This window comes from uncultured Caulobacter sp., assembly GCF_937900395.1.
Taxonomy (GTDB): domain Bacteria; phylum Pseudomonadota; class Alphaproteobacteria; order Caulobacterales; family Caulobacteraceae; genus Caulobacter.
Genome location: NZ_CALCDX010000080.1, coordinates 1 through 22,086, shown reverse-complemented (window position 1 = coordinate 22,086; position 22,086 = coordinate 1). Strand labels below are relative to the sequence as shown.

Sequence of the window (22,086 nt, the reverse complement as noted above, 5' to 3'; positions counted from 1 at the left end):
CGCATCCACCGATCCGACACTCACGGCGCGACAGGACGACCAGACCTGGTGGCGCGAAGCCATGCAGGCTAAACCAGGCATGGCTTATGTGAGCACCGTGGTTCCTGACCCGCGGAACAGCGAGGCCGTGTTTCACATCGCCGTGCCTCTCGTCGGCGATCCAAGCGGGACCACCATCGGCATCGTCGACGTCGTAGTCCATCGCAGCCTCCTCACGCACATGATCCTCCCGATCCATATCGGGAACACCGGTCATGCCATGCTCCTCGACACCCAGGGAACCCCGTTGATCTGTCCGGTACTCCCGCCTACCGCGCACCTGATTCCATCAGGCCTCATGAGCCGGTTGGCCACGGATCATCCCCTGTGGTTGGTCGCGGACGACGACGCCCACGGCGGTCACGATGCGATCGTCGGGGCCGCACCGGTCCGATTCAGCCACGCTCTCACCCCCTCCAGTCTCGATGGGAATCGGTGGTACACCTTTATCCGCCAGGCGCCGGAAGAAACCTACGCGCCGATCTATTCCTTGTTGCTGACCGTGGGCATGATCGGCTTTGGCCTGGTGATCGTGCTGTCGGGCCTCGGCTTCGTCGTCGGCTCACGCATCGTCAAACCCATCACGGCACTGCAACGCGAAGCCGAAGGACTACGCCTCACTTTGGCCACACCGGAACGCCCCGACGCTCCCCCACCGGCCATCCCGGCCCTACCGCACGAGTACCGAACGGGCGATGAGATCGAGGACCTGGCCGCAACTTTCGCCGCCATGCGAGTCGTCTTGGAAGAAAACCTCCGCACGATCCGATCTCAACAGCATGAATTGATCCGCCGGGAGAAACTGGCTTCGGTCGGGCAGCTTCTTGCCGCCCTTGCCCATGACCTGCGCAATCCGCTCGGCGTCATCCGAAGTTCAGCCCAGGTCGTACTGGAGGGTCCGCAGGACGAACCGATACGACAGGAGATGGCCCGCTACATCATCGACAACCGGATCGACCGCGCCGAAGGGCTGAAGGGTTTCGATCTGGACGGCTACGCCTTCAAGCCGAACCTTTCGACAGAGACCGACTGGGTTTTCGCTCGCCCGCAGCCCTGAATTCATCTATCGATGAATTTATAAGCGCTCGCCCTTCGCAAGGGCGAGCTATATGCTGCACCGCAACACGCGATAGGGCAGCACTTCAGGGAGCGCGCGCATGGCCGTCGATTTCGGTTTGCAGGGTCAGGTCGCCATCGTCACCGGCTCGACCAGCGGCATCGGACACGCCCTGGCCGACGCGCTCGCGGCTCAGGGCTGCAACATCGTCATGAACGGCCTGGGCGAGATGAACGCCATCGAGCGCGCCCGCTCGGAAATGGCCGAAAAGCACGGCGTCGAGGTGCTGTATCACGGCGCCGACATGACCAAGCCGATCGAGATCGCCGACATGGTCCGGGCCGCCAAGGCCGAGTTCGGCGAGCTGGACATTCTGGTGAACAACGCCGGGGTCCAGCACGTGGCGCCGGTCGAGGACTTCCCGGACGACAAGTGGGACCTGATCATCGCGATCAACCTGTCCTCGGCCTTCCACGCCACCAAGGCGGCGGTGCCGATCATGAAGGAGCAGGGCCGCGGGCGGATCGTCAACATCGCCTCGGCCCACGCCCTGATCGCCTCGCCGTTCAAGTCGGCCTATGTCGCGGCCAAGCACGGGATCATGGGCCTGACCAAGACGGTCGCCCTCGAGGTCGCCACCCACGGGATCACCTGCAACGCCATCTGCCCCGGCTTCGTGAAGACCCCGCTGGTCGAGGCCCAGATCGCCGACCAGGCCAAGGCGCGCGGCATCTCGGAAGAGGCGGTGATGAAGGACGTGATCCTGGCCGCCCAGCCGACCAAGCATTTCGTCACCTTCGAGCAGCTGGCGGGCATGCTGCTGTACCTGGTGTCGGACGCCGGCGCTTCGGCCAACGGCGCCGCTTTCCAGGTCGACGGCGGCTGGGTCGCGCAATAGGCTCGGCGGGTGCCCATCCCGCCCTTCACCCGCAAGAAGCCGACCGGCAAGGCCCTGAGCCTGGCGCTGCAGGGCGGGGGCGCGCACGGGGCGTTCGAGTGGGGCGTGCTGGACCGCCTGCTCGAGGAACCGGACCTGGAGATCCAGGCCGTCACCGCCGCCTCGGCCGGCGCCATGAACGCCGTCTGCCTGGCCCAGGGTATGCTCGATGACGGCAAGGCCGGGGCCAAGGCGCGGTTGGAATCGTTCTGGAAGCAGGTCAATCGCCAGGGCGGTCGCAACGTGTTCGGCGACACCTCGATCTGGACCAGCGCCTTCTCCGGCGGCGTTGACTGGTGGAAGAACACGCCCGGCTGGCGGATGGCCGAGACCCTGGCCCTGTCGTTCAGTCCCTACGAGTTCAACCCGTTCAATCTGAACCCTCTGCATGACCTGCTGGAGGCCGAGGTCCGGTTCGAGCAGCTGCGCGAGCGCTCGCCCGTCAAGCTCTACATCTCGGCCACCGCGATCCACACCAGCAAGGCGCGGATCTTCCGCGAGACCGAGCTGACCTCGCGCCACATCATGGCCAGCGCCTGCCTGCCGCAGCTGTTCCAGGCGGTCGAGATCGACGGCGAGCCCTACTGGGACGGCGGCTTCCTGGCCAATCCGCCGTTGTGGCCGCTGTTCTACGAGGACACGCCCGACGACATCCTGATCGTCAGCCTCAATCCGTTCGTCCGCGAGGAGACACCCAAGACGCCGGGCGAGATCATGGACCGGCTGAACGAGATCACCTTCAATGCTTCCCTGGCCTCGGAGCTGCGGGCCATCGGCTTCGTGCAGAAGCTGCTGGACGAGGGGCTGCTGAAGGACAATGCGCGGGGCCGCTATCGCAAGATGCTGGTCCACGCCATCACCGCCGACAAGCCGCTGGCGGACCTGTCGCTGTCGACCAAGTTCAACACCGAGTGGAGCTTCCTCAGCGACCTGAAGGAACGGGGGCGGACCGCCGCCGACGCCTGGCTGGCCGATTGCGGGACCTGCATCGGCGTGAAGTCCAGCATCGACCTGAAGGTCGGCTTCCCGTGAGCCTCCATCCCGTGCCGACGGTCGGGGTCGTCTGCCTGCGCGGCGAGGAGGTGCTGCTGATCAAGCGCGGGACGCCGCCGCGCCTCAACCAGTGGAGCCTGCCGGGCGGACGGCTGGAGTGGGGCGAGACGACCGCCGACGCCGCGCTGCGCGAGCTGAAGGAAGAGACCGGCGTCGACGCCGAGCTTCTGGGACTGATCGACGTGATCGATGGCGTGTTTCCGGCGCGGCCGGGTGGGGAGATCACCCGGCACTACGTGCTGATCGACTATGCCGCCCGCTGGACCGGCGGCGAGCCCGTGGCCGGCGACGACGCGGCGGACGCGCGGTTCGTCTCCCGCGAGGAGGCGATGGCCCTGGTGGAGTGGGACGAGACGCGGCGGGTGATCGCCGAGGCGTATGAGCGGTTCGGGGGTTAAGGGCGAAAGCGCCTCCCGCCTAAAATCTCGTGTCATCCCGGAAGCCTCGCAGAGGCTATCCGGGACCCAGGGGCCGCCGCACCGCCGCTCGCCCCTGGGTCCCGGCGCTTCGCTACGGCCGGGATGACACTGAAAAGGTGGTCTTGCTCGAACCTAGCGGATGGCTTGCGCTGAAAGCCAAGGTCCCCGACATCTCTCCCATGACCCTGATCGACGCCCCCGCGCCCCGCTTCTCCATCAGCCCCAACGCCTTAATCCTGCTGGCCGCCTGCATAGGCCTGGGCTGGGCTGTCGCCGCGGGGGTCCCGCCCGTCGGCGTCATCACCTTCGCCTTCGTCGCCGCGGCCTGGGTGTTCAGCGTCGGGATCCACGAGTTCGGCCACGCCCTGACGGCCTACAAGGCCGGCGACCACACGATCGTCGAGAAGGGCTATCTGACCCTCGATCCGCTGAAGTACTCGGACCTGGCCACCACCATCGTCATTCCGCTGATCGCCCTGGCCCTGGGTGGGATCGGCTTTCCGGGCGGGGCGGTCTATCTGCGCGAGGACCTGATGCGCTCGCGGGGCTGGCGGTCGCTGGCGTCTCTGGCGGGACCGCTGGGGACGCTGGTCGTGCTGATCGTCATCGCCGCCGCCCTGCCGTTCGTCGCCTCGCCGCCGCTGCGCCACGCCCTGGCGCTGCTGGCCTTCCTGCAGGCGACCGCCTTCGTGCTGAACCTGCTGCCGATCCCAGGCCTGGACGGCTATGGCGTCCTCCGGCCGTTCCTGCCCGACCGCTTCCGCGCGGCGATGATCAAGGTCGAGCGGATCGGCGTCCTGCTGCTGTTCGCCCTGATCTTCTTCGTTCCTGGCGTCAGCGACCTGATCTTCAAGGCGGCTCTGACGGTCACTGATCTGCTGGGCGTGCCGCGGACGGCGATCGGCGACGGATGGCGGACCTTCCACTTCTGGGGGTCTTGACCTTCGAGGCCTGATCGCCTCCCCTTCAAACAAGCGTTCAAGACGACAAGGGGAGGATCGCCATGGCCTACGCGCCGTTCAATCTATCGGGCAAGGTGGCGCTGGTCACCGGCGGCAATCGCGGCATCGGCCTCGGCATGGCCAAGGCGATGGCGCAGGCCGGCGCCGACATCGTCATCTGGGGCTCCAACCCCGAACGCAACCAGGCCGCCGAGCAGGAACTCACCCGGCTGGGTGTGCGGGTGAAGGCCCAGACGGTCGACGTCTCCGACGAAGCCCAGGTCGCCGAGGGCATGGAAGAGGCCGTCGCCGCCATGGGCCGGGTCGACGCCGTCTTCGCCAACGCCGGCATCGGCTACGGCTCGCCTTCGTTCATCGAGATGAAGACCGAGGTTTATCGCAAGGTGCTGTCGGTGAACCTGGACGGCGTCTTCTTCACCCTGCGCGAGGCCTGCCGTCACATGGTCGAGCGCGCCAAGGCCGGGGATCCGGGCGGCTCGCTGGTCGGGATCGCCTCGCTGGCCGCCATCGAGGGCGCGGCCAGGAACGAGGCCTACGCCGCCACCAAGGGCGCGGTGATCTCGATGATCAAGTCTGTCGCTGTCGAGCACGCCCGCTACGGCGTCCGCGCCAACGCCATCCTGCCCGGCTGGATCGCCACCGACATGACCGCCGGAGCGCAGGGCAATAGCGCCTTCGCCGAGAAGGTCATTCCGCGCGTTCCCGCCCGCCGCTGGGGCGAGCCCGAGGACTTCGGCGGCATGGCCGTCTATCTGGCCTCGGACGCCTCAAGCTACCACTCGGGCACGACGATCGTCATCGACGGCGGATACTCGATCTTCTAGGACCTCGTTTCTTGGACTCTTCCGTCCAATAAAACCCTTTTGAAAACAGGGTCTTGCGGAACCGGCGCGGCGGTGAGAAGCTTCTCGTCTGGCAGCCTGAACATCAGATTTGGGCGCCGACGAGGAAACGAGAGAACGATGACGCCCCAAGACGTTGTCAGCCTGGCGCCGCCGCGCGGCTTCCTGATGATGCTGGCCCTGGCCTTCACCGGCATGATGGCCTGCTTCTGGACGCACGACACGGACGTCGAGACTGCGCTGGTCAAGCGAGACTAGCGATAGGCCCGCCTGCCCTCGCGGCAGGCTTGTGAGACGGCGGCCCCGCCCTGATCCTTCCGGAAAACGAGGGAGGAACGGGCATGGGGTTGCATACGCCGCTCTGCGATCTTCTGGATATCGAACACCCGATCCTGCTGGCCGGCATGGGCGGCGTCTCCTACGCGCCCTTGGCGGCGGCGGTGTCCAACGCCGGGGGCTACGGCGTGCTGGGCATGGCCGGAACCTCGCCGGACTTCATCCGCAGCCAGATGCGCGAGGTTCGGGCCCTGACCGACAAGCCATTCGGCGTCGACCTGCTGGCCGCCACCCCCGACGCCCTGACGGCCAGCGTGGAGGTCATCATCGAGGAGGGCGCCAGTTCCTTCATCGCCGGCCTGGGCGTTCCATCGCCGATCATCGCGCGGCTCAAGGCCGCTGGCCTCAAGGTGATGGTGGTCTGCGGCGCGGTGAAGCACGCCGTGAAGGCGGAGGACGCCGGCTGCGACGCGGTCATCTGCCAGGGCGGCGAGGGCGGCGGACATACGGGGCTCGTCGGCACCCTGCCGCTGGTCGCCCAGGCGGTGGAGGCGGTGAAGATCCCGGTCGTGGCGGCCGGCGGGCTGTATGACGGCCGGGGCCTCGCGGCCGCCCTGGCGTTGGGCGCGCAAGGCGTCTGGATGGGCACGCGCTTCATCGCCTCGGCAGAGGCGCACGCCGGCGACCTCTATCGCCAGGCCGTGATCGAGGCGTCCGACGAGGACACGGTTCGCACCCGCTGCTACTCGGGCAAGCCCATGCGGGTGAAGAAGAACCCCTATGTCGAGGAGTGGGAGGCGCGGCCCGCCGACATCCAGCCGTTCCCGCAACAGGCCATGGTTTCCATCCGCAACGGCGCGATGGGCGGTATCGGCGGCCAAATCGAGGGGCTGGATGCGGACAAGTCCTGCTTCGCCATGGGCCAGAGCGCCGGCGGCATTCACGACGCGCCCCCGGCCGGCGACATCGTCCGCCGACTGATGGCCGAGGCCGAGGCGGCGATGGACCGGGCGAACGCTTATCGGATCTAGTCCGCCACCTTTGGCAGGATCCGGCGGAAATGGGCCTCGACCGCGTCGTGGCACTCGCAGGCGCGCTTTTCCAGGCCTGGTCGGTCCAGCACCTCCACGCGGCCCCGGCCGATATGGATCAGGCCGGCGTCCTGAAGGCTGCGCGCCACGGCGCTGATCGTCGTGCGCTGCACGCCCAGCATCTGGGCCAGGGTCTCCTGGGTCAGGCGGATCGGCTCGTCGCCCGAGCGGTCGTGGGCGAACAACAGCCAGCGGCAGGCGCGCTGCTCGATCGGGTGCAGGGCGTTGCAGGCGGCGACCTGCATCATCTGGGCGATGAAGACGTCGGCGTAGCGGTCGAACAGGTCCGCCACGACCGCCGAGCGGTTCTTGACCTCCTCCAGCCGCGCGGTGGGGACGCAGAAGGCGTGGCCTGGCACGCGCACCACGGCGCGGCCATAGGCGGGCTTGAAGCCGGCGCTGACCATGCCGCCGATCGCGCCCTCGTGGCCGATGCTGGCGGCCTCGATCTCCTGGCCGTCCGAGGTCACGACCAGTAGCGAGGCCTGGGTCGGACCGCAGGGCAGGTAGGTGTGCTCGACGTCCTCGCCGGCGTCGAACAGGACCTCATCCTGCGGCAGGTCGACCAGGATCAGATAGGGCGACAGGGCTTCCAGCGCCTCGGGCCGCAGGGCGGCCAGCAGGCGGTTGGCGGAAAACGGCGGGGCGTCTTCGCTCCCGGCGGCTCCCCGGGAAAGGCGGGCGGCAGCTGACATGGAAACCTCCGTGACCGTGCTTAAGCGCACAGCTCACGGCTTAGTTTCCGATGTCCTCCAAAGACCCTTTAGCTGAGCGTCCTGGGGTGAGGCAGGACCCAGTCGTCTTCCTGCTCGTGCATGACGACCGGAAGGCCCAGGCCCGCAGGGTGTTCGGCCAGTCGGAGCGCTGCGGCTCTCGCCGCATCGCGCGTCTCGTAAGCGCCGAAACGCAGGTAGTCGCCGATGATCGACCAGTGGTCTCCAACGCGGACAACGCCGTAATGCACCTCAGTCATGGGTAGACCTCCTTGCAGTATCCACAGGGAACCCCCGATTAACGATTATCGCAAGTCCTTTATCGCCAACGCTTTTTTGACACCGGTGGACTCTTTATCCCCAAGGCGGCGAAGATTTGTCCGTGGTCGGGTGACAAGGCGGCCTTTGATTGGCGATAACCAACGGCATGTTCCGCCAGCTCTTCTCAGGACTTCTCGTGGCCGCGCTCGCCGGCGCCGCGGTGGCGCAGGATCGCCCGGCCGACCAGCGCCAGCGCCTGCTGGAACTGGCCTATGCGCTGGGCGAGAGCCACGCCTTGCGTCAGGCCTGCGAAGGCGAGGGCGACCAGTTCTGGCGGGCGCGGATGATGCGCCTCGTCCAGGTCGAGCGCCCGGGACCCACCCTTGAGACCCAGCTGCGCGAGCGCTTCAACGCCGGCTTCGTCGCGCGGCGCGGGCAGTATCCCGCCTGCGATGAGGCCAGCCACAAGGCCGAGGCCCAGGCGGCCCGGCGCGGCCAGGCCCTGGCCTTGAAACTCTCGCAATCGACGATCCAGGTCCGTCGCGATCCGCCGGCGCCGGATTCCGTGGCGGACGGCGAAGCAGCGCGCTAACCTCAACCACAAGGTTGTGGAGGAGGGCGTCTTGGGCGTCTCGATAGTTGTTCTGATCCTGCTGGTCCTGGCCTTCGTGCTGGTCGCCAGCGTCATCAAGATCGTGCCGCAGGGGCGCGAATTCACCGTGGAGCGGTTCGGCCGCTACACCCGGACCCTGAAACCCGGCATCAGCATCCTGACCCCGTTCGTCGAGACGATCGGGCGCAAGGTCAACATGATGGAGCAGGTGCTGGACGTCCCGCAGCAGGAGGTCATCACCAAGGACAACGTGTCGGTGAAGGTCGACGCCATCGTCTTCATCCAGGTCATGGACGCCGCCGCGGCGGCCTATCGCGTCGACAACCTGATCTACGCGATCACCCAGCTGGCCCAGACCAACCTCCGGACCGTCGTCGGCTCGATGGAGCTGGACGAGGTTCTTTCGCAGCGCGACGCGATCAACACCCGCCTGCTGTCGACCATCGACCACGCCACCGGCCCGTGGGGCGTCAAGGTCGCGCGGATCGAGATCAAGGACCTGACCCCGCCGCCGGACATCACCAACGCCATGGCCCGCCAGATGAAGGCCGAGCGCGAGAAGCGCGCGGTGATCACCGAGGCGGAAGGCGAGAAGCAATCCCAGATCGCCCGCGCCGAGGGCCAGAAGCAGTCGGCCATCCTGCAGGCCGAGGGCCGTCGCGAGGCCGCCTTCCGCGACGCCGAGGCGCGCGAGCGAGAGGCCGAGGCCGAGGCCAAGGCGACGGCCTTCGTGTCGGAGGCGATCTCGAAGGGCGACGTCAACGCGATCAACTACTTCATCGCCCAGAAGTACGTCGAAGCCTTCGGCGAGCTGGCCAGGAGCCCGCAGCAGAAGACCGTGATCGTGCCGGCCGACTTCGCCGGCCTGACCGGGACCGTCGCGGGCGTCGGCGAACTGATCAAGAGCCTGGGCGCCGACGCGCCGCGTCCGACCGCGACGCCGCGCGCGAGCTCGACGACCACCAGCACGCCGACCGGCGGCAAGCGCGGAGCCTAAGGTCATGGGCGCTGTCCAAAGCCTCTATGCGTCGCATCCGTTCTGGCCCTGGCTGGCCGTGGCGGCGCTGTTCCTGGCGATCGAGGTGGCGACGGGCACCGGCTGGCTGCTGTGGCCCGCCGCCAGCGCCTTCGTCGTCGGCCTGCTGGCCGAAGCGCTGCGGCCCGGTCTGGTGATCGAGGCTGGTCTCTTCGCCGCCCTGACCATCGCCTCGACCTATCTGGCCAGGCGCTTCCTGCGTCCGGTGCTGGAGCCCACCAGTCCCGACCTCAATGACCCGCTGCAACGCCTCGTCGGCCAGCACGGTCAGGTGATGGCGACGTTTGAGCAAGGCCGTGGCCGGGTGTTCGTCGATGGCAAGGACTGGGCCGCCGAAGCCGATGAACCGGCGCCTCAGCTCGACCAGACGGTGGTGGTCACCGGCGTCGACGGCGCGGTGCTGAAGGTCCGTCCGGTCGTCCACTGAACGGATTGCTGACAAAAGACGGCGCTCGCCCCTGTTATTGGCGCATCGCCGCACCATGTGTGCCGCGAGCGACCGGTCGGTCGCATCCGCTTCACGCTTTGAGGGAGACGGCGTGACTTCCATCATTTCGGTAAAGGGTCTGAACAAGACCTATGCGTCAGGCCACCAGGCGCTGAAGACCATCGATCTCGACATCCGCAGGGGCGAGATCTTCGCCCTTCTGGGGCCCAACGGCGCGGGCAAGACCACGCTGATCAGCATCATCTGCGGCATCGTCAATCCCAGCCAGGGGGCGGTGCTCGCCGACGGTCACGACGTGGTGCGCGACTATCGCGCCGCCCGCTCCAAGATCGGCCTGGTGCCGCAGGAGCTGAACACCGACGCCTTCGAAACGGTGTGGGCCACGGTCAGCTTCTCGCGCGGCCTGTTCGGCAAGCCGCGCAACGACGCCCTGATCGAGAAGATCCTTCGCGACCTCTCCTTGTGGGACAAGAAGGACAGCAAGATCATGGCGCTGTCGGGCGGCATGAAGCGCCGCGTGATGATCGCCAAGGCGCTAAGCCATGAGCCGACAATCCTGTTCCTGGACGAGCCCACCGCCGGCGTCGACGTCGAGCTGCGCCGCGACATGTGGGAGATGGTCCGCGCGCTGCGCCAGAGCGGCGTCACCATCATCCTGACCACTCACTACATCGAGGAGGCCGAGGAGATGGCCGACCGGATCGGGGTGATCAACAAGGGCGAGATCATTCTGGTCGAGGACAAGACCGTCCTGATGCGCAAGCTCGGCAAGAAGCAGCTGACCGTGCACCTGAAGGAGCCGCTGGCGGCCCTGCCGGCGAGCCTGTCTGATCCGTCCCTGGCCCTCGCCAACGACGGCGCCGATCTCGTCTACACCTTCGACGGCCAGGCCGAGGACACCGGCGTCGCCGATCTGCTCAAGCGCCTGTCCGAGCAGGGCGTCGAGTTCAAGGACCTGAAGACCGACCAGAGCTCGCTGGAAGACATCTTCGTCAGCCTGGTGAGGGCGCCGCAATGAACCTCTTCGCGATCAAGGCCATCTACAAATTCGAGATGGCGCGGTGGTTCCGCACCCTGGCCCAGAGCGTCATCTCGCCGGTGCTGTCGACCAGTCTCTATTTCGTGGTGTTCGGCTCGGCGATCGGCTCGCGCATGCAGGCCATCGACGGGATCAGCTACGGCGCCTTCATCGTGCCGGGCCTGATCATGCTGTCGCTGCTCAGCGAGAGCATCTCCAACGCCTCGTTCGGCATCTACATGCCCAAGTGGGCCGGCACGATCTACGAGCTGCTCTCGGCCCCCGTCGCCTGGTACGAAGCGGTGGCCGGCTACGTCGGGGCGGCGGCGACCAAGTCGATCTGCCTCGGTTTGCTGATCCTCGCCACGGCGCGGATCTTCGTGCCGTTCGAGATCGCCCATCCGTTCGTGATGCTGCTGTTCCTGGTCCTGACCTCGGTGACCTTCAGCCTTTTTGGCTTCATCATCGGGGTGTGGGCCGACGACTTCCAGAAGCTGCAGATCGTGCCGCTCTTGATCGTCACGCCGCTGACCTTCCTGGGCGGCAGCTTCTATTCGATCAAGATGCTGCCGGAGATCTGGCAGAAGATCACCCTGTTCAACCCGGTGGTCTATCTGATCAGCGGCTTCCGCTGGGCCTTCTATGGCCAGTCGGACGTCGGCGTCGGGATCAGCCTGGGCATGACCGCGGTGTTCCTAGCGGTGTGTCTCAGCGCCGTCTGGTGGATCTTCCGCACCGGCTACCGCCTGAAGGTCTAGGGAGCTGGAAACCCCAGTGTCATCCCGGAAGCCTCGTAGAGGCTATCCGGGACCCAGGGGCGGCGCGCACAGCATTTCGTCACCCCCTGGGTCCCGGCTCTACGCTTCGCTTCGGCCGGGATGACACGAGAGGAAGGGCGTTGGTCTAGTCTTCCTCGTCTTGATCGTCGTCGGTGGCCTCGACCGGGGGCGGCGCCTTCAGTCCCTTCAGACCGCCCGCCTTGGCGCCCTTGGCGACCAGGGCGGTTTCGGCCCGGCGGATCATGCCGCGCTCGCCGTTGAAGGCGGTCAACGCCTGGCAGGCGTCGAAGAAGCCCGGATCCGCGCGGGTGTCGATCTCGGGCTGCTGGACAACCAGGTGCAGATCGCGAGCACGCAGCTTCAGGATCGCGTCCAGCACCGCCACGAGATCGCCGCCCAGCGCGTGCAGGCTAGGCGCGGCTAGGACGCCGCCGGGTTCGAGCGCCTCCAGGGCCCGCTCCAGCCCCGGCCGCACCACGCCCGAGGCCAGGCAGCGATCGCTGAACACCTGCTCGCAGCCCAGCAGCAGCAGTCGCTCCTCCTGGGCGGGACTGAAGAACACCCCCGGCGCGGGTGGGACGCGGTAATAGCCGACGAATTTCATGCAGGCTGACTCGCAGACGGGGCGCGCCCTGGCGAGCGGATTTCGCGATCGTCCACAGTTGGTCGCGGCGTCTAGCCGAAGCGAGGATTGGCCTCGCGCAGGCCTTGGTTCGCCAGCTCGTCCGCGCGCTCGTTCAGCGGATGGCCGGCGTGACCCTTGACCCAGCGCCAGTCGACGTCGTGGCGTGAGCGCGCGGCGTCCAGGCGCTTCCAGAGGTCATCGTTCTTGACCGGGCTCTTGTCGGCCGTCTTCCAGCCGCGCGCCTTCCAGCCCCGAATCCATTCCTGGATACCTTTCATGACGTACTGGCTGTCGGTGTGCAGCTCGACCGTGCAGGGGCGGTTCAGGAGCTCCAGCGCCTGGATGGCGGCCATCAGCTCCATGCGGTTGTTGGTCGTCCCCGGCTCGCCGCCGCAGATTTCCTTCTTTTTGTCGCCATAGAACAGGATGGCGCCCCAGCCGCCCGGGCCCGGATTCCCCTTGCAGGCGCCGTCGGTATAGATCGTGACCTTCGGCGTCATGCGAACAGCACGAGGCCCTCGCGGTGGACGGCCAGCTTGCGCTCGTATTCCAGCGGGTCCTTCGGCTTCACCAGCGCGCCGGCCGGCGTCGCGCCCCAGTCGGCCAGGCGCGTCAGGAAGAAGCGCATGGCCGCCCCGCGCGCCAGGATCGGCAGGGCTTCCTTCTCCGCCGGGCTCAGCGGGCGGCGGCGCTCATAGCCGTTCAGCAGCGCCTTGGCGGCGGTGATGTTGAAGCTGCCGTCGGCCTCGAAGCACCACGCGTTCAGGGTGACGGCCAGGTCGTAGGCGTAGGCGTCGTCGCAGGCGAAATAGAAGTCGATCGTCGCGGCGAACTTGCCGTTCGGCTGGAAGAAGACGTTGTCCGGGAAATAGTCGGCGTGGACCGTGCCGCTGGGCAGGTTGCGCGGCCACATCAAGGACAGCTGCGCCAGGTCCTGGTCGATCGTCGCCGCGAGGCCGGGCTTGAGGTCCTCGGCGGCCTTGCGGTGCTTGGCGAACAGCGGCGCCCAGGCGCTCTGGCCGAGGTCGTTGGCGCGGCGACCGGGATAGCCTTCGCCGGCCAGGTGCAGCCAGGCCAGGCCTTCGCCCGCTTCGCGGCAGTGGGCGACGGTCGGCTTGCGCGCCGACAGGCCCGACATGAACTCGACGATGGCGGCGGGCTTATCGCGCAGGCTCGACAGCGTGCGGCCCTGCCGGTCGGCGATCGGCCGGGCGCTGGGATAGCCCTTGTCGGCCAGCCAGGTCAGCAGGTTCAGGAAATAGGGCAGGTCCTCGGCCTTCACCCGCCGCTCGTAGACGGTCAGGATGTAGCGACCCTTCTCCGTCTCCAGCAGGAAGTTGGAGTTCTCCACGCCCTCGGCGATGCCCTTGAACGCCAGCGGCGCGCCCAGGTCATAGCCCTCGAGGAAGGCGGCGAGTTCGTCGTCGGTGATGTCGGTATAGACGGCCATGACGCGGGGATGCGCGACGCGGCGCGTCCGGTCAAGGCTCCCCTAGGCCGTCAGAAGCCGCGGCAACTTGAAGGTGATCGTTTCGCGGGCTTCGACCAGTTCCTCGACGGTCGTATCGAACCGCGCCGCGATGGCGTCAATGACGCCCTGCACGAGGTCCTCCGGGGCCGAGGCGCCGGCGGTCAGGCCGATGCGCGAGACGCCGTCGAACCAGCTCCAGTCGATGCCGGAGGCGTCGTCGATCAGGTGAGCCTCGCGGGCCCCGGCCTTCAGACCGACCTCCTTCAGGCGCACTGAGTTCGAGGAGTTCTTCGAGCCGACGACCAGCACCAGCTCGGCCTGTTCGGCCAGGCGGCGGACCGCGTCCTGGCGATTGGTCGTGGCGTAGCAGATGTCTTCCTTGTGCGGCGCGGCGATGCCGGGGAAGCGCTCGCGCAGCAGGGCGACCATCTCGGCGGTGTCGTCGACCGACAGGGTGGTCTGGGTCAGGAAAGCGACGTTACTCGCGTCCTTCGGGATCCAGGCGGCGGCGTCGTCGATGTCCTCGATCAGGGTGACCGCGCCCTCGGGCAGCTGGCCCATGGTGCCGATCACCTCGGGATGGCCGGCATGGCCGATCAGCACGATCTCGCGGCCTGCGTCGTAGTGCTTCTGGGCCTCGACGTGGACCTTCGAGACCAGCGGGCAGGTGGCGTCGAGATAGATCATCTCGCGCGACTTGGCCTCGGCCGGCACCGACTTGGGCACGCCGTGGGCCGAGAACACGACCGGGCGGTCGTCGGGCGCTTCGGAGAGCTCCTCGATGAACACCGCGCCCATGGCCTTCAGCCGATCGACGACGTGGCGATTGTGGACGATCTCGTGGCGGACATAGACCGGCGCGCCGAACTTCTCGACGGCGCGCTCGACGATCTGGATGGCGCGATCGACGCCGGCGCAGAACCCGCGCGGGCTGGCCAGCAGCAGCGAGATCGGGCGACGGATCGGGGTCTGGGCGTTCATGGCGCGAAAACTAGTGGTTCTGGCCGCCGGGCGCCAGGAGTCTGCGTCGTTGCGACGTCACGCATATGCCTTTATCAGGCTGCATGACGCCGATGGGGCCCGTGGCTCCGCTTGGCTCTTTTTTGTCTTTGCACCGGACGTTTCATGCGCCGCACCTTCACGCTCGCCCTCAGCGCCCTGATGGCCGTTTCGATCGCCGCGACCACGGCGACGACCGCTTACGCCCAGTCGCGCGGCGACCAGGGCGGCGACGACGATCAGGCCGCCAAGAAGAAGAAGCGCGACGAGGAATGGAACCAGCCCAAGGCGCCGCTGCAGCAGCTGCGTAACGCCGGCCCGTGTCCGTTCGTGAAGGTGCTGTACGACGCCAGCCGCTACGTCGAGTTCAAGGACGGCAAGGAGTCGGCCGCGCAGGCCGGTTTCACTGGCGAAATCCAGAACCTCGCTTCCGGCTGCGCCTACAAGAGCGACGAGCCGATCAGGATCCGCGTCGAGGCCCTGTTCCAGCTGGGCAGGGGCCCGCAAGCGCAAGGCGACAAGCACGTCTACCGCTATTGGGTCGCCGTGACCGAGCGAAACCAGGCCGTGATCGCCAAGGAATATTTCGACCTGCCCGTGACCTTCCCGGCCGGCCAGGATCGCGTCTACACGACCGAGACCATCGAGCAGATCACCATCCCGCGCGCCGACGCCAAGGTCAGCGGCGGCAATTTCGAAGTGCTGATCGGCTTCGACGTGACGCCGGAAATGGCGGCCTTCAACCGTGACGGCAAGCGCTTCCGCGTCCAGGCCGGTCAGGTTCAACCAGGGACTTCCACCAAGCAATGAACGATTTGAAGCGGTCCTTGAGCGAGGCGGCTTCGGCCGCGTTCCAGGCCGCCGGACTTCCTCCCGAGTTCGGACGCGTCACCGCGTCCGACCGTCCCGACCTGGCTGATTTCCAGTGCAACGGCGCCCTCGCGGCGGCCAAGAGCGCCAAGCGCAATCCGCGCGAAATCGCCACGCAGGTCGTCGAGACCCTGAAGGGCGACCCCCGCCTAGCCTCGGTCGAGATCGCCGGCGCCGGCTTCATCAACCTGCGGGTCAGCGACGAGGCCCTGTCGGTCCGCGCCCGCGAGATCGCCGCCGACGCCCGCACGGGCGCCCAGGTGCTGGACGCGCCGCGCCGCGTGCTGATCGACTATGCGGGGCCGAACGTCGCCAAGCCGATGCACGTGGGCCACCTGCGCGCCTCGATCATCGGCGAGTCGATCAAGCGCCTGTACCGCTTCCGCGGCGACGAGGTGCTGGGCGACGCCCACTTCGGCGACTGGGGCTTCCAGATGGGCCTCTTGATCAGCGCCATCCTCGACGAGGACGCTGAGATCGCCGCCCTGGTCGGCAAGCTGCCCGACACCGCCGCCGACGCCGATCCGGCCGACGCAGCCGCGCTGAACGCCGAGCTCGACGCCCGCATCAGCCTGGCAGACCTCGATCGCATCTACCCGGCCGCCTCGCTGCGCCAGAAGGAAGACGCGGCCTTCAAGGAGCGCGCCCGCAAGGCCACCGCCGAGCTGCAGAACGGCCGCTACGGCTATCGCGTGCTGTGGAGCCACTTCGTCAAGGTCAGCCGCGTGGCCCTGGAGCGCGAGTTCCACGCCCTGGGCGTCGACTTCGACCTCTGGAAGGGCGAGAGCGACGTCAACGACCTGATCGAGCCGATGGTCGGCCAGCTGGAGGCCAAGGGCCTGCTGGTCGAGGACCAGGGCGCCCGCATCGTCCGCGTCGCCCGCGAGGACGACAAGCAGGACGTGCCGCCGCTGCTGGTGGTCTCGTCGGAAGGCTCGGCCATGTACGGCACGACCGACCTCGCCACGATCCTGGATCGCCGCCAGTCGTTCGACCCGCACCTGATCCTCTACTGCGTCGACCAGCGCCAGGCCCTGCACTTCGAGACGGTGTTCCGCGCCGCCTATCTCGCCGGCTACGCCGAGGAGGGCTCGCTGGAGCACATCGGCTTCGGCACCATGAACGGCACGGACGGCAAGCCGTTCAAGACCCGCGCCGGCGGCGTCCTGAAGCTGCACGACCTGATCGAGATGGCCCGCGAAAAGGCCCGCGAGCGCCTGCGCGAAGCCGGCCTGGGCGCCGAGCTCTCCGAGGAGCAGTTCGAGGACACCGCCCACAAGGTCGGCGTCGCGGCCCTGAAATTCGCCGACCTGCAGAACTTCCGCGGCACGTCCTACGTCTTCGACCTCGATCGCTTCACCAGCTTCGAGGGCAAGACGGGCCCCTACCTGCTGTACCAGTCGGTGCGCATCAAGAGCGTGCTGCGCAAGGCCGCCGAGGCCGGCGCCACGGCCGGAGAGATCGTCATCGGCGAGCAGGCCGAGCGGGACCTCGCCATGCTGCTCGACGCCTTCGAGGGCGCGCTGCAGGAGGCTTATGACAAGAAGGCCCCGAACTTCGTCGCCGAGCACGCCTACAAGCTGGCTCAGTCGTTCTCGAAGTTCTACGCCGCCTGCCCGATCATGAGCGCCGACACCGACGCCCTGCGCGCTTCGCGCTTGGCGCTGGCGGAGACGACCCTGCGCCAGTTGGAGCTGGCGCTGGATCTGCTGGGCATCGAGGCGCCGGAGCGTATGTGACGTCCACCCCTTCCTCTGGGAAAGGGGGAGGGGAGATGGCCGTTGACTCTCGACCTCGGCTCCCGCATTGAGCCGAGGACCCTCGCGGGAGACATCGGGATTCGCTCCCGAGGCCGAAGGCGCAACCGCCCCGGAAACGCTCAGGCAAAAGGACCGCGCGAGTTTAGGAACGCTGGAAAGAGGCCTCCCGAAAGGGCGGCTCGCCGAAGGAGCAAGGGACCGCGCGTCCCGGAATCTCTCAGGCCCAAGGGACAGCGGGGGCGCGACCAACCGGCGGAAGCCGGTCCTGTCGCCGACCTCGTTTGGAGCCCATCGCGTTGTCCGACCAAGATCTCAAGAAGACCCCGCTCTTCGACGCCCACGTGGCGGCGGGCGCGCGCATGGTTCCGTTCGCGGGCTATTCCATGCCGGTGCAGTACAAGGACGGGGTGCTGAAAGAGCACCTGTGGACCCGCGAGCACGCCGGTCTGTTCGACGTCTCGCACATGGGCCAGGCCCGCATCCGCGCCGAGAACCCGGCGAAGGCGTTCGAGAAGGTCGTCTCGGCTGACTACCAGGGCCTGAAGCCCGGCAAGCAGCGCTACGGCGTGCTGCTGAACGCTCAGGGCGGCATCGTCGACGACCTGATGACCGCGCGCCCGGACGAGGACGGCCTGTTCGTCGTCGTCAACGGCGCCTGCAAGGACAACGACTACGCCATCATCGCCCGCGAGCTGGCGGGCGAGGCCACGGTGACCCGTCTCGAGGACCGCGCGCTGCTGGCGCTGCAAGGTCCGGAAGCCGCCGCCGTGCTGGCCGCCCACGTCCCGGAAGCGGCCCAGATGGTGTTCATGGACGCCAAGGCCCTGACCGCCTTCGGCGTCGACGCGATCATCTCCCGTTCGGGCTACACCGGCGAGGATGGCTACGAGATCTCGATCCCGGCCGACGCCGCCGAGCGCGTCTGGAACACCCTGCTAGCCGACGAACGCGTCAAGCCGATCGGTCTGGGCGCCCGCGACAGCCTGCGCCTGGAGGCGGGCCTGCCGCTCTACGGCCACGACCTGGACGAGACCGTCTCGCCGATCGAGGCGGGCCTCAACTTCGCCGTCGGCAAGTCGCGCCGCGAGGCTGGCGACTATCTGGGCGCGGCTCGCATTTCCAAGGAACTGGCCGGCGAGCTCACGCGCGTCCGCGTGAACCTGCGGGTGCTCGAAGGCGCTCCGGCCCGCGAAGGCGCCGAGATCGCCGACGAGACCGGGGCCGTGATCGGCAAGGTCACCAGCGGGGGCTTCGCGCCCTCGCTCGGATACCCCATCGCCATCGGCTTCGCTCCCCCGGCCTACGCCGCGCTCGGGACGAAGTTGAAGGTAATCGTTCGCGGGAAGTCCGCCGCCGCCGAGGTGGTCGCCAGCCCGTTCGTTCCGAACCGTTACGTCCGCAAACTCTAATCTCATCCAAGGGCCGACACAGATGCGCTTCACCAAAGATCACGAATGGGTCGTCGTTCAGGGCGACGTCGCCACCGTCGGCATCACCGCCTACGCCGCCGAGCAGCTGGGCGACGTGGTGTTCGTCGAGGTTCCGGAAGCCGGCAAGACCGTGAAGCAGGGCGACGGCCTGGCGGTGGTCGAGAGCGTCAAGGCCGCCTCGGACGTCTACGCTCCCGTGTCGGGCGAAGTCGTTGAAGGCAACACCGAGCTCGCCGATGCTCCGGAGACCGTCAACGCCCTGCCGGAAAGCGGCGGCTGGTTCGCCAAGATCAAGCTCGCAAACCCGGCCGAGGTCGACGCCCTGATGGACCGCGACGCGTACGAAGCGTTCCTGGCCACGCTCTAAACCCCGCTCATCCCCGCGGAAGCGGGGACCCAGCGGCAACCTCAGCTTAGGTCCCCGCTTCCGCGGGGATGAGCGGATTTAAAAGCATGCGCTATCTCCCCCTGACCCCCGAAGACCGCGCCGAGATGCTCGGCGTGATCGGCGTGAAGTCGATCGACGACCTGTTCGTGGACGTGCCGGCCTCGGCCCGCCGCGATAAGCCGGTCGACCTGCCGCACCATGTCGGCGAACTGGAAGTCGAGCGGGAGATGGCCGCCCTGGCCAAGCGCAACCGCGCGGCGGGCGAGGGGGCGTTTTTCTGCGGCGCCGGCGCCTATCGCCACCACGTGCCGGCCACGGTCGACCACATCATCCAGCGGTCGGAGTTCCTGACCAGCTACACGCCCTATCAGCCGGAAATCGCCCAAGGCACCCTGCAGGTGCTGTTCGAGTTCCAGACTCAGGTCGCGGCCCTGACCGGCATGGAGGTCGCCAACGCCTCGCTCTATGACGGTTCGACCGGCGCGGCCGAGGCCGTGATGATGGCCCAGCGCGTCACCCGCCGGAACAAGGCGGTGATGTCGGGCGGCGTCCACCCGCACTATGTCGGGGCGATCGAGACCCTGGCCCACGCCGCCGGCGTCCAGACGACCCGCATGCCCGCGGCCATCGACGCCGAGGACGCGGTGATCGCCGCGATCGACGCCGACACCGCCTGCGTCGTCGTCCAGACCCCGAACGTGTTCGGCACGGTCACCGACGTGACGAAGATCGCCGAGGCCGCCCACGCCGCCGGCGCGCTGCTGATCGTGGTGACGACCGAGGCGGTCTCGTACGGCCTCTTGAAGTCGCCCGGCGAAATGGGCGCCGATATCGCCGTGGCCGAGGGCCAGTCGATCGGCAACGGCCTGAATTTCGGCGGCCCCTATGTCGGCCTCTTCGCCTGCAAGGAAAAGTTCGTCCGCCAGATGCCGGGCCGCCTGTGCGGCGAAACGGTCGACGCCGACGGCAAGCGCGGCTTCGTGCTGACGCTCTCGACCCGCGAGCAGCACATCCGCCGCGACAAGGCCACCTCCAATATCTGCACCAACAGCGGCCTCTGCGCCCTGGCCTTCTCGATTCACATGAGCCTCTTGGGCGAGACCGGCCTGCGCAAGCTGGCCGCGCTGAACCACCAGAAGGCGGTCGCGCTGCGCGACGCCCTGGCGGCCCTTCCGGGCTATGAGATCCTGACCCCGCGCTTCTTCAACGAGTTCGCCGTTCGCGTGCCGGGCAAGGCGGCCGAGCTGGTCGAGACCCTGGCCAGCCATGGCGTCATCGCGGGCGTGCCGTTCTCGCGCCTCGACGCGGGCGCGGGCCTGGACGACGTCCTGCTGGTCGCCGCGACCGAGACGACGCTGGACGTCGACATCACTTTCCTGACCAAGCTTCTGACCAAGGTGGTGGGCCAATGAGCATGAACAACGTCGGCCGCCCCACGCGCCCCGAAGCCGCGAATGACGCGCCCGTGGCCCACGCGACCCTGACGGGCGCTCGCGGCCTGCTGCAGGACGAGGCCCTGATCTTCGAACTGGACGGCTGGAACAAGACCGGCGTCGATCTGCCCGACGCCGCCGCCCCGTCCAGCGATCTGGCTGGCCTGCTGCGCTCCGAGCCGATCGGTCTGCCGGGCCTGTCGGAGCCGGAAGCGGTTCGCCACTACGTGCGCCTGTCCCAGAAGAACCACGCCATCGACCTGGCGCTGTATCCGCTGGGCTCGTGCACGATGAAGCACAATCCGCGCCTGAACGAGAAGATGGCGCGCCTGCCGGGCTTCTCGGACATCCACCCGCTGCAGCCGATCTCGACGGTGCAGGGCGCCCTGCAGCTGATGGACCGCCTGGCCCACTGGCTGAAGACCCTGACCGGCATGCCCGCCGTCGCCCTGTCGCCCAAGGCCGGCGCCCACGGCGAACTGTGCGGCTTGCTCGCCATCCGCGCCGCTCACGAGGCGGCCGGCAATGGCCACCGCAAGACGGTGCTGGCCCCGACCAGCGCCCACGGCACCAACCCGGCCACGGCGGCTTTCGTCGGCTACACCGTCGTCGAGATCGCCCAGACCGAGGACGGCCGCGTCGACCTGAAGGACCTGGAATCCAAGCTTGGCGACCACGTGGCCGCCATCATGGTCACCAACCCCAACACCTGCGGCCTGTTCGAGCGCGACGTCGTCGAGATCGCCCGCCTGACCCACGCGGCCGGGGCCTACTTCTACTGCGACGGCGCCAACTTCAACGCCATCGTCGGCCGGGTGCGCCCGGGCGACCTGGGCGTCGACGCCATGCACATCAACCTGCACAAGACCTTCTCGACGCCGCACGGCGGCGGCGGGCCGGGCGCGGGTCCGGTGGTGCTGTCGGAGGCCCTGGCGCCGTTCGCCCCGACGCCCTGGCTGGTCCATGACGGCGACGGCTTCGACCTGGTCGAGCACGCCGGCGAGGGCCGCCATCAGGCCGGTGGTGGTCAGCACGGCCGCGGGGGCGCAGTCGTGGATGATGGCGAGCAGGCGCGGCAGGGACAGCTCGAGGCGGGTGGGGTCGGGCGGGTAGGCGGGCACGGCGATCTCGGTCCAGCTGCGGCCCTCGTCGCTGGAGCGGTGGAGCTTCACGCCGAAGTGGCCGTGATCGAGCACCGCGTAGTAGCTCCCGTCGCGCCGATCGCACAGGGCCATGGGCACGTTGTCGCCGAGGAACGCGGCGTGGGTGATGGCGGCGCCGGCGCCTTGCAGGGCAGCAACACCGGCACCCTGGCGGGCAGCGTCAATCTTGCCAGCGCCGCGACCATCAATGTCGACAACGGCGCGGCCGGCAACGGTTGCGCGAACTCGTTGAATGCCAACGGTGGTCACCTGCAAGGCAACGGCTCGGTCAGCGTCGCGAACGACACGCTCGTGCTGAGCGGTTCGGGCGTGCCGAACGGTCCGGGTCTCTACTTCCAAGGCACGACGCAACTGGCGGGCGGCCTGGGCAACGCGTTCGGCGACGGTCTGCGCTGCGTGGGCG

General features: G+C 67.9%; 24 protein-coding genes, 2 pseudogenes and 1 riboswitch. Of the genes and pseudogenes, 20 read left to right on the top strand and 6 right to left on the bottom strand.

Features of this window, described 5'->3' with window-relative positions:
- Positions 1–61: 61 nt before the first annotated feature.
- From Q0379_RS07025 to Q0379_RS06985, 9 genes and pseudogenes are all read left to right on the top strand, one after another.
- Positions 62–943, top strand: a pseudogene (locus Q0379_RS07025) (hypothetical protein); the annotation flags it as partial.
- Between the two features lie 21 nt (positions 944–964).
- Positions 965–1,096 (top strand): annotated as a pseudogene (locus Q0379_RS07020) (peroxide stress protein YaaA); the annotation flags it as partial.
- 100 nt (positions 1,097–1,196) lie between these two features.
- On the top strand, positions 1,197–1,994 hold the full coding sequence (locus tag Q0379_RS07015; protein WP_299006220.1) for a 3-hydroxybutyrate dehydrogenase: 798 nt from the start codon (positions 1,197–1,199) through the stop codon (positions 1,992–1,994).
- A 9-nt stretch (positions 1,995–2,003) separates the two neighbouring features.
- Complete coding sequence (locus Q0379_RS07010) at positions 2,004–3,065, top strand: patatin-like phospholipase family protein (RefSeq protein ID WP_299006217.1); 1,062 nt, start codon at positions 2,004–2,006, stop codon at positions 3,063–3,065.
- Complete coding sequence (locus Q0379_RS07005; protein ID WP_299006214.1) at positions 3,062–3,484, top strand: NUDIX hydrolase; 423 nt, start codon at positions 3,062–3,064, stop codon at positions 3,482–3,484. Before Q0379_RS07010 ends, Q0379_RS07005 begins: the two co-directional genes overlap by 4 nt.
- Positions 3,485–3,684: 200 nt before the next feature.
- On the top strand, positions 3,685–4,446 hold the full coding sequence (locus tag Q0379_RS07000; RefSeq protein WP_299006226.1) for a site-2 protease family protein: 762 nt from the start codon (positions 3,685–3,687) through the stop codon (positions 4,444–4,446).
- A 62-nt stretch (positions 4,447–4,508) separates the two neighbouring features.
- Positions 4,509–5,291: an SDR family oxidoreductase gene (locus Q0379_RS06995; RefSeq protein ID WP_299006209.1), complete on the top strand. Its 783-nt coding sequence runs from the start codon at positions 4,509–4,511 to the stop codon at positions 5,289–5,291.
- Between the two features lie 138 nt (positions 5,292–5,429).
- On the top strand, positions 5,430–5,567 hold the full coding sequence (locus Q0379_RS06990) for a hypothetical protein (RefSeq protein WP_201723055.1): 138 nt from the start codon (positions 5,430–5,432) through the stop codon (positions 5,565–5,567).
- 83 nt (positions 5,568–5,650) lie between these two features.
- Entirely contained in the window at positions 5,651–6,616 is a 966-nt protein-coding gene (locus Q0379_RS06985; RefSeq protein ID WP_299006203.1) for a nitronate monooxygenase family protein, read from the top strand.
- Here Q0379_RS06985 and Q0379_RS06980 read toward each other — a convergent pair.
- Both Q0379_RS06980 and Q0379_RS06975 read right to left on the bottom strand, forming a co-directional pair.
- Positions 6,613–7,371, bottom strand: coding sequence for a Crp/Fnr family transcriptional regulator (locus Q0379_RS06980; RefSeq protein WP_299006200.1), 759 nt, complete (start codon positions 7,369–7,371; stop codon positions 6,613–6,615). The two genes, Q0379_RS06985 and Q0379_RS06980, sit on opposite strands and share 4 nt — an antisense overlap.
- 68 nt (positions 7,372–7,439) lie before the next feature.
- Positions 7,440–7,649: a hypothetical protein gene (locus tag Q0379_RS06975; RefSeq protein ID WP_066684114.1), complete on the bottom strand. Its 210-nt coding sequence runs from the start codon at positions 7,647–7,649 to the stop codon at positions 7,440–7,442.
- 149 nt (positions 7,650–7,798) lie between these two features.
- On the opposite strand from Q0379_RS06975, the gene Q0379_RS06970 reads away from it, so the two are divergent.
- The 5 genes from Q0379_RS06970 to Q0379_RS06950 are packed head-to-tail and all read left to right on the top strand — an operon-like array spanning position 7,799 to position 11,523.
- Positions 7,799–8,242 (top strand): TIGR02301 family protein, encoded by a 444-nt coding sequence (locus Q0379_RS06970; RefSeq protein WP_299006197.1) that lies wholly within the window; start codon positions 7,799–7,801, stop codon positions 8,240–8,242.
- A 31-nt stretch (positions 8,243–8,273) separates the two neighbouring features.
- A complete protein-coding gene (locus Q0379_RS06965; protein ID WP_299006195.1) occupies positions 8,274–9,260 on the top strand; it encodes an SPFH domain-containing protein in 987 nt (328 codons plus the stop codon).
- 4 nt (positions 9,261–9,264) lie between these two features.
- Positions 9,265–9,726 carry an NfeD family protein gene (locus Q0379_RS06960; protein ID WP_299006193.1) on the top strand — a complete coding sequence of 154 codons (462 nt, stop codon included), beginning with the start codon at positions 9,265–9,267 and terminating at the stop codon, positions 9,724–9,726.
- A 55-nt stretch (positions 9,727–9,781) separates the two neighbouring features.
- Positions 9,782–10,765 carry an ABC transporter ATP-binding protein gene (locus Q0379_RS06955; protein WP_299006191.1) on the top strand — a complete coding sequence of 328 codons (984 nt, stop codon included), beginning with the start codon at positions 9,782–9,784 and terminating at the stop codon, positions 10,763–10,765.
- Positions 10,762–11,523, top strand: coding sequence for an ABC transporter permease (locus Q0379_RS06950; RefSeq protein ID WP_299006188.1), 762 nt, complete (start codon positions 10,762–10,764; stop codon positions 11,521–11,523). Before Q0379_RS06955 ends, Q0379_RS06950 begins: the two co-directional genes overlap by 4 nt.
- A gap of 145 nt (positions 11,524–11,668) precedes the next feature.
- Here Q0379_RS06950 and Q0379_RS06945 read toward each other — a convergent pair whose 3' ends face one another.
- From Q0379_RS06945 to ispH, 4 genes are all read right to left on the bottom strand, one after another.
- Positions 11,669–12,148 (bottom strand): recombinase family protein, encoded by a 480-nt coding sequence (locus tag Q0379_RS06945; protein ID WP_299006185.1) that lies wholly within the window; start codon positions 12,146–12,148, stop codon positions 11,669–11,671.
- Between the two features lie 71 nt (positions 12,149–12,219).
- Complete coding sequence (gene rnhA / locus Q0379_RS06940) at positions 12,220–12,669, bottom strand: ribonuclease HI (protein WP_299006182.1); 450 nt, start codon at positions 12,667–12,669, stop codon at positions 12,220–12,222.
- The gene (gene thrB / locus Q0379_RS06935; RefSeq protein ID WP_299006179.1) at positions 12,666–13,619 is read right to left on the bottom strand and encodes a homoserine kinase; all 954 of its coding nucleotides are present in this window, start codon (positions 13,617–13,619) and stop codon (positions 12,666–12,668) included. The genes rnhA and thrB overlap by 4 nt, the downstream gene beginning before the upstream one ends.
- A gap of 42 nt (positions 13,620–13,661) precedes the next feature.
- Entirely contained in the window at positions 13,662–14,621 is a 960-nt protein-coding gene (gene ispH, locus Q0379_RS06930) for a 4-hydroxy-3-methylbut-2-enyl diphosphate reductase (protein ID WP_299006175.1), read from the bottom strand.
- A 144-nt stretch (positions 14,622–14,765) separates the two neighbouring features.
- On the opposite strand from ispH, the gene Q0379_RS06925 reads away from it, so the two are divergent.
- The 6 genes from Q0379_RS06925 to gcvPB all read left to right on the top strand — a co-directional run.
- Positions 14,766–15,449 carry a Tat pathway signal sequence domain protein gene (locus tag Q0379_RS06925; protein ID WP_299006172.1) on the top strand — a complete coding sequence of 228 codons (684 nt, stop codon included), beginning with the start codon at positions 14,766–14,768 and terminating at the stop codon, positions 15,447–15,449.
- Positions 15,446–17,248: an arginine--tRNA ligase gene (gene argS, locus Q0379_RS06920; protein WP_299006169.1), complete on the top strand. Its 1,803-nt coding sequence runs from the start codon at positions 15,446–15,448 to the stop codon at positions 17,246–17,248. Before Q0379_RS06925 ends, argS begins: the two co-directional genes overlap by 4 nt.
- Positions 17,249–17,323: 75 nt before the next feature.
- Positions 17,324–17,414: riboswitch (glycine riboswitch) on the top strand.
- A gap of 136 nt (positions 17,415–17,550) precedes the next feature.
- A complete protein-coding gene (gene gcvT, locus Q0379_RS06915; protein ID WP_299006166.1) occupies positions 17,551–18,678 on the top strand; it encodes a glycine cleavage system aminomethyltransferase GcvT in 1,128 nt (375 codons plus the stop codon).
- Between the two features lie 4 nt (positions 18,679–18,682).
- Positions 18,683–19,066 (top strand): glycine cleavage system protein GcvH, encoded by a 384-nt coding sequence (gene gcvH, locus Q0379_RS06910; RefSeq protein WP_299006223.1) that lies wholly within the window; start codon positions 18,683–18,685, stop codon positions 19,064–19,066.
- Between the two features lie 86 nt (positions 19,067–19,152).
- On the top strand, positions 19,153–20,499 hold the full coding sequence (gcvPA, locus tag Q0379_RS06905; RefSeq protein WP_299006164.1) for an aminomethyl-transferring glycine dehydrogenase subunit GcvPA: 1,347 nt from the start codon (positions 19,153–19,155) through the stop codon (positions 20,497–20,499).
- On the top strand, positions 20,496–22,086 hold a 1,591-nt coding region (gene gcvPB / locus Q0379_RS06900; protein WP_299006161.1), incomplete at its 3' end, for an aminomethyl-transferring glycine dehydrogenase subunit GcvPB. The genes gcvPA and gcvPB, both read left to right, overlap by 4 nt.